Below are 14,598 nucleotides of genomic sequence, written 5' to 3'. Positions count from 1 at the left end.
AGGAATTTTCAAAGATTTACTTTTAATTACTAATTCCTGATAAAAAATATTACTAAATATTAAAAAGGTATTAACAATGGACAAAAAATACTCTCATTTATCACCTGCGAAAAAAGCTATTCTGGAAAAATTGAAGGGAGGAAATTTTCAAGCTAATACAATTCCCAAGCGACAAACATCCAACAGTATTCCCTTGTCTTTCTCCCAACAAAGGCTATGGTTTATTGACCAACTTTACCACGGCAGTCCCTTCTACAATATTTCGAGTGCCTTTCATTTAACCGGAGTGCTTAATATTATGGCACTCCAGCAAAGTCTTAATGAGATTCTCAGGCGTCATGAAGTTTGGCGCACAACTTTTAGGCTGGTAAATGGAGAACCAGTGCAACAGATTGCACCCCAATTAACTTGGGATTTACCCATTATTAATTTTGAGCATTTGTTTGCAAAAGATTGGGAACCTGAGATTAAAAAACTTGCAGTTGAGGAAGCCAAAAAACCCTTCAACTTAGCTAAAGGGCCTCTAGTCAGAGCAACTTTACTGCGCTTGGGTGAAGAAGAACACGTTTTTCTTTTGACCATCCACCACATTATTACGGATGGATGGTCTATTGGTGTGTTCATGCGGGAGTTGGCTACGCTATATACAGCTTTCTTGTCAAATCAGCCTTCTCCCTTACCTGAACTCCCTATTCAGTATGCGGATTTTGCAGGTTGGCAACGCGATCGCTTGCGAGGTGAAGTTCTAGCAACCCAAGTTAATTACTGGAAGCAACAACTTAGCGGTGAACTTCCTATACTACAGTTACCCGTTGATCGCCCGCGACCTGCCGTCGCCACTTTTATTGGTGCCAAGCAATACTTTACATTTTCAAAAACTCTGACAGATGCACTGAATAAATTCAGCCAGCGAGAAGACGCCACTTTATTTATGACTCTGTTGGCAGCATTAAATACATTGCTGTACCACTACACAGACCAAGAAGACATCCTAATTGGTTCTCCAATTGCAAATCGGAATCGAGCCGAATTAGAGGAGATGCTGGGTTTGTTCGTGAATACTTTGGTGTTACGTAATAACCTTAGTGGCAATCCCAGTTTCCGGGAACTACTACACCGCGTGCGTAAGGTGACTATTGACGCTTATGCACATCAGGATTTGCCTTTTGAGATGCTTGTAGAAGAATTGCAACCTGAGCGAGACTTAAGCCGGAATCCACTTTATGAAGTGATGTTTGTGCTGCAAAACACCCCAGAATCTGCACAAGAAGCTTCTAGTTTAACCGTGCGTTCTTTGCAGTTCGATAGCGGCACAGCTCAGTTGGATCTTTACCTGTCAATATCCGAATCTCAGCAAGGATTAACAGGGTTTTTAGAGTACAATACAGACATTTTTGACTCCGCAACAATTACTCGATTCATTAGTAATTTCCAAGCTTTATTGGAAAGCATTGTTGTGAATGAGGAACAGCGCATTTCAGAATTATCACCACTGACAACTAAAGAGCGAGAGCAATTATTATTCGGGTGGAATCAGCAAAGCGCAGATTATCCCCAAAATGCCTCCCTTCATCAGTTATTTGAGCAGCAACTTCAGCGTTCTCCTGAGTTATTAGCATTAATTAGCCAAACAGAACAACTGACTTATCGTCAACTAAATCAGAGAGTTAATCAGCTTGCCCATTATTTACAAAAACAGGGTGTAACAAAAGAAACTCTCGTTGCTATTTGTCTAGAACGTTCAGTAGAAATGGTCGTGGGAATTTTAGCTGTCCTCAAAGCTGGCGGTGCATACATTCCCATTGATCCAAGTTATCCACTTGATCGCCTTGGCTTCATGCTTTCTGATTCCCAAGTGTCATTGATTATTAGTCATTCGTCATTAGTTAATAGCTTCAAACAAATCACAAATGACAAAGAACCTCTTCGGGCTTCAGCAGTTGCTCCTCAAGATCGAACTGCCTCACAAATGAAGGTCATATTCCTAGACAATGAATGGGAATTTATTAAGCAAGAAAGTCAAGATAACCCAGTTAGTATCTCTTCAGGTGATAATCTCGCTTATATTATATACACTTCCGGCTCTACTGGAACTCCTAAAGGTGTCCTTGGTACTCATCGCGGTACAGTCAATGGCTTGCACTGGTTGTGGAAAACCTATCCCTTCACAAAAGAGGAGGTTTGTTGCCAGAAAACAGCTATTAGCTTTGTAGACTCAGTATGGGAGATTTTTGCTCCCTTATTGCAAGGTATTCCCACTGTCATTATTCCCGATGCCATTGCCAAAGACCCTCAATTGTTTATAGAAACTCTGGCACACCAAAAAGTTACGCGTATTGTACTTGTGCCTTCACTGCTGCGCTTACTCTTAGATAACTACAGTTATCTGATCAAGAATTTGTCGCATCTTAAACTCTGGATAACAAGTGGGGAAGCGCTGTCTGTTAAGTTAGCTGAAAACTTCCGAGAAGTGATGCCATCTGCAAAACTAATCAACTTTTATGGCTCATCGGAAGTTTCTGCCAATGTCACTTATTACGACACTAGTTTATTGCCAGAACAACCGAACAGCGTTCCCATTGGTCGCCCGATTGATAATACGCAAGTTTATGTGTTGAACAGCCATTTGCAACTAACGCCTGTAGGAGTTATTGGTGAACTCTATATTGGTGGTGATGGATTGGCAAGGGGATATTTGCATCGTCCTGAATTAACTCAAGAACGTTTTATTAATAACCCCTTTGTTCCAGGAACCAAACTTTATAAAACTGGTGACTTGGTGCGTTATCTCAACGATGGTAATCTTGAGTTTTTCGGTCGCCGTGATGACCAAGTAAAAATCCGTGGCTTCCGCGTCGAACTGGGAGAAATTGCAGATGCGATCGCACAACATCCGGAGGTGAAAGAATCTATTGTCATTGTCCGAGATGATGCTCAAGGCGATCGGCGTCTCATCGCTTATGTCGTAACAGATAACCAAGACATAGTGCCACAGTTAAACGCCGACTTACAGCAAAAGCTACCAAATTACATGCTACCCTCTAGTTTTGTGTTGCTAGATGGACTTCCACTAACATCGAATGGCAAAGTAGATAAGCAAGCACTTCCTACCGATGACGTTATCCGACCAAACGCCACTCAATCCTTCGTTGCTCCCCGCAATTTTATAGAATTGGCTTTGGTGAAAACTTGGGAAAATCTTCTGAATACTAGTCCGATTGGAGTAACAGATAACTTCTTTGACTTGGGTGGTCAATCGTTTTTAGCTGTACGCTTAATGGCTCAAATACAAGACCGATTTGAACACAATCTTCCCTTGTCTACTCTTTTTGAAAATCAGACGATTGAAAAATTAGCTCAAATTGTTAGCCAGCCAGTCCGTGAGACATCCAATTCTCCTCTAGTAGCAATTCAGTCTTCTGGCGACAAAATTCCTTTCTTCTGTATGCATGGCGCTGGTGGAGGTATTCGTGCCTTCTTTAACTTGTCCAGAAGACTTGGTGACGACTATCCATTTTATGGCTTGCAACATACACCTGACCAAGAGGAACCTGAAATTATTTCCGTGGAGGAAACAGCAGCTCGCTACATCCAAGAAATTCGTCAGGTACAACCGAATGGCCCTTATCTTTTAGGAGGTTTTTGTTACGGTGGTGTGATTGCCTTTGAAATGGCACAACAATTGCAAAGGCAAGGCGAAAAGGTAGGTTTGCTAGTTGTCATCGACGCTATTTTACCAGAAACAGCCGTTAAAACAGCAGACGATGATGCCAAATTCTTACTCCGCATGGCTGAATCGATAAAAACTAATAACAACATAAACTTTTCTGTTCCTTTTGAAGAACTTCGAGATTTACAACTAGATGAGCAATTTCATTTAGTAAATAAAAGAGCAAACTTTATCTTGAGCGACACAGAGATTAAGGATTTTCTCCGCTATTACAAACTTTTCAAAACTCATGTCCAAGCCATGCGAGATTATGTTCCGCTCCTTTACCCTGACTCCATCAGTCTGTTTCGAGCAAAAGAGGTAATTATTCATGACTTTGACAATCCCGAATGGAATACTGATGACCCTTTACTAGGTTGGGGTAAATGTTCCAGTCAACCTATTGATGTCATTGAAGTCTCTGGAGATCATTTCTCGATGTTAGTCGAACCGAATATTCAGGAATTAGCCAAACTATTGAGAATTTATATCGATAATGCTCAATCCAGTGTAAAGTAGAAAATGGAAGTAAATAAGACTGATGAACCTACCCGCAGGACCGAAAACTCCTAATTGGTTACTAAACCAGCAATTCCAGGCTGACCCCTTTGGCTATATGGATGCCGTTTACAAACGCTATGGTGATATTGTCACCATAATGTCTGATTCTACGCCAATAGTGCATGTCAGCAATCCCTCAGGTATAAAGCAGATTTTCACCAGTACCAAAGAAATTATCGCTAGGGGTGCATTGAACAGCAATTTCGCTGGGGGTACAGGAAACCAAGGAGTCCTTCAACTTGATGGTTTCCGTCACAAACATCGACGTAAGCTCTTAATGCAGGCTTTTCACGGAGAGCGGATGCAAGCCTGTGGGCAACGTATTTGCGAACTCACAGAAAAAATCATGAGTCAACAGGCGATTGGAAAACCTTTTATTGCCTACCGTACTATCGAAGATATCACCCTGCGGGTGGGTATAGAGGTTGTAATGGGATTGTGTGAGGGAGAGCGCTATGACAAAATCAAACATCTTTTTGCTTCTATCATCAAATATCAGCAATCTCCTTTATATGAGATTGTTACACAACTTCCCTTTGGACAACGGGATCTAGGTCAGTGGAGTCCAAGGGGATACATACTTCATCTCCAGCGAGAACTTTTCCAATTGCTATATGCTGAAGTCGAAGAACGCCGCGAGCAAGCAGATCCCTCACGCACTGACATCCTCTCCGATCTCATATTTGCTCATGATGAAACGGGTGAACCATTAAGTAATGAAGAGGTGCGCGACCTCCTATTGTCGCCTATATTTGCAGCTCAAGATGCTTCAGGAACTGCTCTAGCTTGGTCTTTATATTGGATTCACCATTTACCTGGCGTTCGCGAACGACTCCTTGAGGAACTTGATTGTCTTGGTAAAGACCCAGATCCGATGAGCATTGTTGCATTGCCCTACCTTAGTGCTGTTTGTAACGAAGTTTTGCGAATTTACCCGACTCAGTTATTCACATTTCCAAGGTTGGTAGAGTCCCCAGTTAATGTAATGGGTTATGAGTTAAGTCCAGGAACAGTACTACTTGGGAATATTTATCTGACGCATCAGCGTAAAGATTTATACCCAGAACCCAAACAATTTCAGCCAGAGCGCTTTTTGGAAAAACAATTCTCTCCCTATGAATTTCTTCCCTTTGGCGGCGGTGCTCGTACTTGTATTGGTGGGGCTTTTGCCTTATTTGAAATGAAGCTTGTGTTGGCGACAATTCTTTCACGTTATCAATTAGCGCTGGTTGACAAGCGACCAGAAAAGCCAAAATTTGGAGGTCTGATTTGTTACCCAGCCAGTGGCGTGAAAATGCTTGTGCAGAGTCGGCGTCAGCATCAAGGAGAGTCGCAGCCATTGGTTGTTAGTTCAATTTAATAACTATCGATAATTAAACAATCATTAAAAAAAATACTAATGAAATTACCTGAAGGACCAAAAGATTCTCCTCGATCGCTGAGTCGTCATTTTAAGACCGATCCTCTTGGCTTCATGGATGCTATGGGCGATCGCTATGGTGACATTTTTACCATTCTAGGTGGTGATACACCTTTAGTGATCGTAAGTAACCCGCAAGGAATGAAGCAGATTTTTACGAGTGCCAAAGAGATCGCAGCTTCTGGTAAGCTAAACCAAGGTGGCGCACCCTTAGTTGGAAATAATGGATTACTCATGCTTGATGGCTTGCGTCACAAACATCGCCGTCAGTTGTTAATGCCTCCCCTGCACGGAAATAGGGTAAAAACATACGGGCAGCGTATCTGTGAAGTTGCAGATAAAGTCATGAACGATCTAGCGATCGGCGAATCTTTTTATGCCTACCCTACCGTGCAAAAGATTACCCTAGAAGTGATACTGCAAGCTTTGTTTGGTTTGCATGAGGGAGAGCGTTACGAACAATTCAGGCTACTCTTTTCCAAGTTATTAAGTTTTGCTCGGTCTCGCTGGCTAGGGTTATCCCTGTCCTATCCCTTTCTCCGACGAGATTTAGGTCGGTGGAGTCCGTGGGGATACTGGCAGAACCTCCAACGACAATTTGACAAACTACTCTACACTGAAATTGCAGAACGGCGCGAGCAAGCAGATGCCTCCCGCACCGATGTACTTTCCGAACTAATATTTGCTCGCGATGAAACTGGTCAACCAATGACCTATGAGGATATGCGGGATTTATTCCCATCATTGCTATTGGGTGGTCAGGATGCGTCAGCTACTGCCATAACTTGGTCATTGTACTGGATTCATAGTTTACCTGCTGTTCGCGATCGATTGCTAGAAGAACTCGATCCCCTCGGTGAATCCCCAGATCCTATGAGCATCGTTGCGCTACCCTACCTCAGCGCTGTCTGCAATGAAGCACTACGAATTTATCCAACTCAGGTTGTCACATTTCCACGACTCGTAGAATCACCAATTGAGGTGATGGGCTACGAGTTGAGTCCAGGTACAGTAGTCAGAGGCTCTATTTATCTGACACACCAACGTGAGGATTTATATCCACAACCAAAGCAATTCAAACCAGAGCGCTTTCTGGAGCGACAATATTCTCCCTATGAATTTCTACCATTTGGTGGTGGTGCTCGTCGCTGTCCGGGCGAGGCATTAGCACTTTTTGAAATGAAGCTGGTTTTAGCAACAATTCTTTCACGCTATCAACTAGTATTAGCTGATGAAAAAAGAGTGGAAAAACCCAAGGCTATAGGTGTTAACTATCCCCCTGCTAGTGGCTTGAAAATGCTAATGCTCGATCGGCGTTCAGGCCAAGAGCAGCCACAGCAGTTCGTTGCTAATTCAGCGTAAGATGCATTTGTCTTGTAGTAAGCAGTTACAACGTTAATGCAAAAAATATCAAATAAAAGCCATGAAACATAAAATCGAGTCATTAGGAAGAGGTCCGGGAAAAACAGTATACAGTACTAACGATTATGAAGATATTTTCTGCTTTTCTAAAACAGAAACTATTGATTTATTCAAGTCATCTGGAATTCTTCTTTTTCGAGGTTTTGGGGTAACTCCTATCCAGATGAAAGCTTTTTCAGAAAAATTCAGTTGTAGCTACATTGGAGATCCCACGAAAAGAAGTATTGACTCGGCTGATTTTGTTAACTTCGTAGATGGCGAAATGACTGCTGTTCATTTTCATATTGAGAATGGTCATACTCCTTTTCAATCTGATGTTGTTTGGTTTTGCTGTAAAACGCCTGTACAAGGAGGCGAAACTCTATTTGTCGACGGTGTCCAAATATGGAAGGAAATGAGCAAACATACGAAACAGTTATTTAAGGAGAAAAAACTAAAGTTTCCTTTTGAGGGTGTGCCATTTGATTATTTAAAGAAATTTGGTGTCTTAGGTGAAACCCTTGATGATTGCAAGGCAATATTGGATAAAATTGAGGGATTGAGTTATCAGATAAATGAAGATTCGAGCTTTTCTATCGAATATATTTGTTCAGCAGTAGTAAAAACAAAGTATGGGAATCAAGATGCATTTGCCAACGCTTTTTTGGGACGTTACGGAGATGGACTTGAGATTTTTGAAGATGCTTCAAAGCTTCCTGACCAAGTCGGCGACGAAATTTATAAACTTTGCGACAAGTTTACGGAAGAAATATCATGGCAAGCTGGCGATCTAGTGATGGTAGATAATTCGAGATTTATGCATGGTCGGCGCGAATTCAAAGATAATCGACGGGAGGTATTCACTACCCTAAGTAACTTGAGTTTAGACTAATTACAAAATCAAAGTGGGGCATGACAAAAAACTCTTTGTTATGGTCGTTTGCAAAAGAGATTATGACTTGATTAAGAAATAGATTGAGTTTGATTCAATCAGTAATTTATCTAGTAGGATAAATAATGAATTTTAAGTGCTTGGATTTAAGAACCCTGCCGCCTCACAGCTTTTTTTCAGGAGGGGTTTGAATTGCAAAATCAACAGATCAATCTCCTTTCCCTAACAGATTGTCGTTTTTGTTCCGTAATTTCCAAAACCAACAAAGAAGACCCGATTGGTACAGCAGGTACTTGCGACCATTGGTTGATTATGGAAATTCCCCAACCTTGGTCCCAAGACCTCTTTCAGGAAAATCCCACAATTAAGCCATTGATAGGTTTGTTCCAAGAGTTAATTGTCAAACATGGGGTCAACCTGAGACCAATGGTGATTGCTCCTGACCGCGAGTATTCTTACCCTGGCTTTACCCGCGTCCTATACTACTATCGTCCTGCAAAGCTGTTTTCTAAGTTTGAGAAACAGGAGTTTGTCGTTCCAGAGGGGGAAGCAATTGCCTTGGTTACGGCAATACTCAAGCAGTTAATCCAACAGCCCAACGATTTATCAAAGTTCCAGCAATATCAGCAACAAAGCAATCACATCCGCGAACTCATGGTTTGCACCCATGCTCAAGTTGACCTTGCCTGTGGCAGATTCGGGACTCCTATATATCGTCGATTACGCAAGGAATACGCGCCCATTTCCAATGGAAAATTACGAGTTTGGCAAACAACTCACTTTGGTGGCCATCAGTTTGCTCCTACCCTAGTTGATTTACCTCAAGGATACTTATGGGGACATTTGGAACCAGAAGTCCTTGATTTACTGATAAACAAACATGGTCCAGTCTTTGGCTTGCGTCAATTTTATCGGGGATGGGCGGGTTTAACCAAATTTGAACAAATTGCCGAGCGCGAAATTTGGATGCAGTTAGGTTGGAGTTGGCTCAACTATTTAAAAGCTGGCAAAGTACTTGCTATTCAAGAAGGTGAGCAAGAAGAAAATGCTGATTGGGCTGAAGTACGTATTGATTATGCACTTGCAGATGGAAGTATATCAGGTGTTTATAAAGCCAGAGTAGAAGTTAGCGGTGAAGTTATGAGTGCATTGAATTCAGCAAAACAAATGGAGTTAAAACCAGTAAAGCAGTATCACGTTAGCCATCTAGTCAAAATCCAGTAAACAAGCCAAAAACCTAAAAATGACTTCACAAAAACAATCTCAAATGACGAATGAGATTCTCCAAGGCAATCTCATTAAGTTGATGTTCAAGTTAGTAATACCTGGTATGTTAGGAATGCTAGTAACTGGCTTGAATAGCTTTATTAATGCTTTTTTTGCAGGTCAATATATTGGTACAACTGCTGTTGCTGCTATATCTATTTCTGCACCACTTACTTTTATTATTGGTGGATTTGCTGAAATCATTGGAGTAGGTTCTGCTTCTCTTATAAGTCGAGCTATTGGTTCTGGAGATATTAAAAATCAGTCGAGAATATTTGGAAACTTAATAATACTAAATATTATCATAGCTTCTTTAATTACAATCATTGGCTATAGTTTTGGCGATCAATTAATAATGTTTATCGGAGCAAGAGGTGAGCTTGCTTCTGCTGGAGGCGACTATTTTAAGACTTATATACTAGGTTCAGTATTTTTTATGCTGGCAATATCTTGTAGTCAAATTATTAAATCAGAAGGGCAAGTCAAATTTGCTATGATATCTGCTGGTATTTTTGGTGCAAGTGATATTATATTAAATTATATCTTTACTGCTATTTTACACTGGGGAATTCGAGGATTAGCTCTTTCTACAGTTTTTGCAATGGCTATTTACAGTATTCTCAACTTAACTTATTTCTTTTCTGGTAAAAGTTCTATACCAGTTAATTATAGAAAGTTTGCACTAGCGATAGATTTACTTCCTAGTATTTTGTCAATAGGTCTATCACTAATACTGGTTCCAGTTACAAGTATAATTCAGGACTTTATAATTTTTAAATCAATATCTATTTATGGAACAGCTCAAGATATAGCTTTTTTTGGAGCAACAGAAAGATTGAGTTCATTAGCATTTCTTCCTTTAAGTGGCTTCATAATTGGCTTACAACCTGTAATCGGTATAAATTATGGAGCTAGAAATTATAAAAGACTTAAAAAAGCTTATTTTACTTTTATTAGTGGTGCAATTACTACACTGACATTACTTTGGTTACCTCTACAATTATTACCAAAAACATTTCTAAACTTACTCTTGCCAGATGTTGACTTTACTCAAAATGATTTATTTAACTTTCAAATTCTCAATTTATTAATACCAATTATGCCTTTTATTGGATTTACTGGGAATCTATTTATATACACAGGTAAAGAAAAAATAGTTGCAGCAGTACTCCTTTTAAAGAGTCTACTTATCTTCGTTCCATTAGTGTTTTTATTCTCTAGATTATTAGGTGTAAATGGTATTTACTACGGAATAATAGCTACTAATATTTTATTTGTCTTAATTGTTATATTATTGACTGTGAAAGAATTTAAGTCTTTAGAAAAAATGGAAGTTGAAAAAATGACAGGTTAAAAACAACTTATTCAGATTTGAATCGCAAATTAATTTCTGTTGTACATAAGGGTTAAAAAATGGTTGATAATCAAAAAGGTGCTGTATTGGTTACAGGGACGTCTACAGGCGTTGGTCAAGCAACGGCGCTCCTACTTGACAAAAAAGGATATCGTGTATTTGCAGCAGTTCGTAAAGAAAAAGATGCTGAATCACTTAAGCGTAATGCATCTGAGAGTTTGACAACAATCTTAATGGATGTTACCAAAACAGAAGAGATTAAATTTGCCGCAGACATTGTATCAAAAGCTATTGAGAATGAAGGACTGATTGGATTAGTAAATAATGCAGGTCTGTTACTGGATGGACCAGTAGAGTACGTTGCCATTGAAGACCTGAGATGGCAATTTGAAGTCAATGTCTTTGGGCAAATAGCGGTTACACAGGCATTTTTGCCATTAATTAGAAAAGCTAAAGGTCGGATAATTAACATTGGTTCAGTCGGTGGGAAAATTTCCTCGCCATTTATCTCTTCCTTGTGTGCTTCCAAGTTTGCATTGGAGGCATTTACAGATGCTTTAAGAATGGAATTAGATCCTTGGGGTATTGAAGTAATTTTGGTTGAACCGGGATCAATTGCTTCAGCAGCACCAGATAAAGTTGAAGAAAGCTTTCAAAAAAACTTTGCCAATATGTCATCTGAAGCTAAAGCTATGTATGGTGATGCATACAAATTTTTTGTAGAGGGTTTGATTAGATCAAATCGCACAGGAATGCAACCTGAAAAAGTTGCAGATACAATTCTAGAGGCTTTGGAAGCTAGCAAACCCAAAACACGTTATTTCTTATCTAAGCATCAAACTTCTTTAATGCTTAATTTGATACTGAAAAAATTTCTATCGGATCGAAGTTTTGATGCAAGGATACTAGAAAATTGGAAGTTAAAAAATCAAAATTGAAGCTATCTCTTTGTCTTATATTCAACTGAATACTCGAAACCAAGGTAGATTCTTCAATTGCAATGCTTTCAAAGTACTAATACTCAAGAAAAAGGGAGAAAAATCGTGGTTTTATTAAACTCTAAGCCTAGCAAAATTGAGCTTTCATTAACTACAGGAGAGTTAGTATATGCTTACTGGATTTCACGGATGATTTATGTTGTTGCAAAACTTGGCATTGCTGATTTGCTCAAAGATGGTTCTCAGCACTGCGATGCTTTAGCTTCTGCAACAAATACCCACAGCGATTCTCTTTATCGAGTGTTACGATCTCTTGCGGGTTTTGGAATTTTTGCTGAGACACAACCCCGATGCTTTGAACTAACTCCACAAGCAGAATCCTTGCAGAGCGATGTTCCGGGTTCAGTGCGTAAGGATGCAATCCTCCGAGGCGAGGAGTTTTACTATAAACCCTGGGAAAATTTGATGTATAGCGTACAGACTGGGGAAAGCGCCTTTGAGCATTTGTATGGCGTAGATTTATTTGAGTATTATGAGCAAAATGCTGTTGCAGGAGAAATGTTTCATAAGTATGCTAGTAATCCGTCACTAGAGCTATATGCTCCATACTTGGAGGCTTATGATTTTTCGTCAATAGGCAAGCTGGTTGATATTGGTGGTGGCACCGGTAATTTGCTTACTGCTATTCTCGAAGCTAACCCCACCATGACAGGTGTGTTATTCGATCTCCCAAAATCAATTGATAGAGTTAAGAATTTAGGTGAACCAGCATCTGTGCATAATCGCTGTCAACTCATAGGAGGTAGCTTTTTTGAGGGTGTACCAGAAGGTGGAGACGCTTATGTACTCAAGGAAGTTATTCACATGTGGGATGATGAACAAGCGATCAATATTCTTAAGCGCTGTCATCAAGCGATGAAAGAACAAGGGCGGTTGTTAGTGATAGAATGCATAATGCCTTCTGGAAATGAGTTCTCTAATGTCAAGCTTGAAGATGTTCATATGTTGGTAGTATGCTCTCGTGGGCGAGAGCGTACTGAAACAGAGTTCAAAGACTTGTTTAAATCTGCCGGATTCAAACTCACTAAAATTATCCCAATAAAAAATTCTCGATTTAATCTATTTGAAGGAGTTAAATCGTAACAGTTCAGGGGAGTATCCCAATTTGGCAAGAAGACCAAACAAAGGAAAAATAATTCGCGATGCAAACGACTTTGTTGGCGAATTCTTTCAGGTCAAATTTAGACGGTTATTGCTGCGAAGCGAGAAATACTCTTGCCAAAGTTATTAGCTTTGGTCCACCACTGCCAAACCCTAACCAATTTAGATCAATAGCTGTTTCAGTAACCAGGCGTTACATCTGTAGATGGTGGTGTTAATGAGGATTGATATTTTACTCAGGGTTTACAAAAGAAAATCAAAACGCGTTTTACCCTTTATACTCAGTTTCATACTGGTTTTGTTTGTAGGCAGCCGCACTATAGCTGTACCAACAAAATCCACAGAGATATTATGGGATACCTATGGTGTGCCGCACATCTACGGAAAAGATGACCAAAGTGCATTTTATGCCTTTGGTTGGGCACAAATGCAAAGTCATGGAGATTTGCTTTTGCGTCTCTATGGTCAAGCACGGGGACGCGCGGCCGAATATTGGGGAGAGAAATACCTGGATTCAGATCGTTGGGTACAGACTGTGGGAGTACCAGAACGTGCTCCTTCTTGGTACAAAGCACAGAGTCCAACTTTTCGTAGTTATCTCGATGCTTTTGCGACTGGGATCAATGCTTATGCAAAACAAAATCCTAACTTGATTGATGATGAAGTTGAGGTGGTGCTACCAGTCAAGGCAGAAGATGTCATGGCTCACTTACATCGGGTACTAAATTTCACCTTTGTAGTCAATCCTGAGCAAGTATTAGACCTGAGCAAAGAAAAGTTGCAAGCGGGATCTAATGGTTGGGCGATCGCACCAACTCATTCTGCCGATGGGAATGCTATGTTGTTGGCAAACCCACACCTACCTTGGTCAGATTTATTTTTGTGGTATGAAGCCCAAATCACCGCACCAGGAATTGATGCTTATGGGGCAACACTTGTAGGTATTCCCGTATTAGCGATCGCATTTAACAACAACTTAGGTTGGACTCACACTGTTAACACCTATGATGGTTGGGATATTTATGAACTCACATTGGCAGGTAATGGATACCGCTTTGATGACAAAGTTCGTAACTTTCAGACAAAAACCCTCTCCTTAAAGGTGAAGCAGAAAGATGGCTCCTTGCAAGAGCAACCATTAGTAGTGAAAAGTTCCGTCCACGGGACTGTGATCGTCGAGAAAAATGGTAAAACCGTGGCGCTGAGAGTTGCAGGTCTTGACCGACCAGGTGTACTCCAGGAGTGGTGGGATATGGCACGAGCAAAAAACCTTGCCCAGTTTGAAAAGACACTCCAGCGCTTGCAATTGCCAATGTTTACGGTGATGTATGCGGATAGAGAAGGGCATATTATGCACCTATTCAACGGTCAAGTTCCGGTGCGCTCTTTTGGTGATTTTAAATACTGGGAAGGCATAATCCCAGGAAATACATCTAAAACCTTGTGGACAAAAATTCATCCTTACAAAGATTTACCGCGTATAGTTGACCCGAAGAGCGGCTGGTTGCAAAATACAAATGACCCACCTTGGACAACTACATTTCCAGCCGCCATTAAAGCAGATAATTACCCGCCTTACATGGCACCTCGTTTCATGGATTTCCGCTCCCAACGTTCTGTAAGGATGTTGGCTGAGGATGACAAAATATCTTTTGATGAAATGGTTGCAGACAAGCACTCTAGCCGCATGGAACTGGCCGATCGGATTTTGGATGATTTAATTCCGGCTGCACGCAAGTACGGTGAGGACTTAGGGCAGCAAGCAGCTAATGTCTTAGAAGCCTGGGATCGGCAAGCCAATGCAGATAGTCGCGGGGCGGTATTATTTGCCTTTTGGGTACAACAGATGCACTTAGATAAGGCATTTAGTAAACCCTGGAATGAAAATTCTCCACG

General features: G+C 40.6%; 9 protein-coding genes. All 9 read left to right on the top strand.

Features of this window, described 5'->3' with window-relative positions:
• Window positions 1–76 precede the first annotated feature (76 nt).
• On the top strand, window positions 77–4,228 hold the full coding sequence (locus CDG77_RS09205; protein WP_094329093.1) for a non-ribosomal peptide synthetase: 4,152 nt from the start codon (window positions 77–79) through the stop codon (window positions 4,226–4,228).
• A 22-nt stretch (window positions 4,229–4,250) separates the two neighbouring features.
• The gene (locus CDG77_RS09200; protein ID WP_094329092.1) at window positions 4,251–5,630 is read left to right on the top strand and encodes a cytochrome P450; all 1,380 of its coding nucleotides are present in this window, start codon (window positions 4,251–4,253) and stop codon (window positions 5,628–5,630) included.
• Window positions 5,631–5,669: 39 nt separating this feature from the next.
• Window positions 5,670–7,052 (top strand): cytochrome P450, encoded by a 1,383-nt coding sequence (locus CDG77_RS09195; RefSeq protein ID WP_094329091.1) that lies wholly within the window; start codon window positions 5,670–5,672, stop codon window positions 7,050–7,052.
• A gap of 61 nt (window positions 7,053–7,113) precedes the next feature.
• Window positions 7,114–7,983 carry a TauD/TfdA family dioxygenase gene (locus CDG77_RS09190; RefSeq protein WP_094329090.1) on the top strand — a complete coding sequence of 290 codons (870 nt, stop codon included), beginning with the start codon at window positions 7,114–7,116 and terminating at the stop codon, window positions 7,981–7,983.
• A gap of 192 nt (window positions 7,984–8,175) precedes the next feature.
• The gene (locus CDG77_RS09185; RefSeq protein ID WP_094329089.1) at window positions 8,176–9,207 is read left to right on the top strand and encodes a sucrase ferredoxin; all 1,032 of its coding nucleotides are present in this window, start codon (window positions 8,176–8,178) and stop codon (window positions 9,205–9,207) included.
• A 19-nt stretch (window positions 9,208–9,226) separates the two neighbouring features.
• Window positions 9,227–10,603, top strand: coding sequence for an MATE family efflux transporter (locus CDG77_RS09180; protein ID WP_094329088.1), 1,377 nt, complete (start codon window positions 9,227–9,229; stop codon window positions 10,601–10,603).
• Between the two features lie 59 nt (window positions 10,604–10,662).
• The gene (locus CDG77_RS09175) at window positions 10,663–11,541 is read left to right on the top strand and encodes an SDR family oxidoreductase (RefSeq protein ID WP_094329087.1); all 879 of its coding nucleotides are present in this window, start codon (window positions 10,663–10,665) and stop codon (window positions 11,539–11,541) included.
• Between the two features lie 105 nt (window positions 11,542–11,646).
• Window positions 11,647–12,684 carry an acetylserotonin O-methyltransferase gene (locus CDG77_RS09170; protein WP_223269753.1) on the top strand — a complete coding sequence of 346 codons (1,038 nt, stop codon included), beginning with the start codon at window positions 11,647–11,649 and terminating at the stop codon, window positions 12,682–12,684.
• A gap of 235 nt (window positions 12,685–12,919) precedes the next feature.
• On the top strand, window positions 12,920–14,598 hold a 1,679-nt coding region (locus CDG77_RS09165), incomplete at its 3' end, for an acylase (RefSeq protein ID WP_094329112.1).

Source organism: Nostoc sp. 'Peltigera membranacea cyanobiont' 213 (assembly GCF_002245975.1).
Lineage (GTDB): Bacteria > Cyanobacteriota > Cyanobacteriia > Cyanobacteriales > Nostocaceae > Nostoc.
Note: the sequence above shows the minus strand (reverse complement) of the source record. Positions and strands in the feature narration are given on the sequence as shown.

Bases quoted from the DNA above. Each gene is read 5' to 3' on its own strand.
- CDG77_RS09205 (WP_094329093.1), top strand. From the start codon at position 77: ATGGACAAAAAATACTCTCATTTATCACCTGCGAAAAAAGCTATTCTG.
- CDG77_RS09195 (WP_094329091.1), top strand. From the start codon at position 5,670: ATGAAATTACCTGAAGGACCAAAAGATTCTCCTCGATCGCTGAGTCGT.
- CDG77_RS09190 (WP_094329090.1), top strand. From the start codon at position 7,114: ATGAAACATAAAATCGAGTCATTAGGAAGAGGTCCGGGAAAAACAGTA.
- CDG77_RS09200 (WP_094329092.1), top strand. From the start codon at position 4,251: ATGAACCTACCCGCAGGACCGAAAACTCCTAATTGGTTACTAAACCAG.
- CDG77_RS09180 (WP_094329088.1), top strand. From the start codon at position 9,227: ATGACTTCACAAAAACAATCTCAAATGACGAATGAGATTCTCCAAGGC.
- CDG77_RS09175 (WP_094329087.1), top strand. From the start codon at position 10,663: ATGGTTGATAATCAAAAAGGTGCTGTATTGGTTACAGGGACGTCTACA.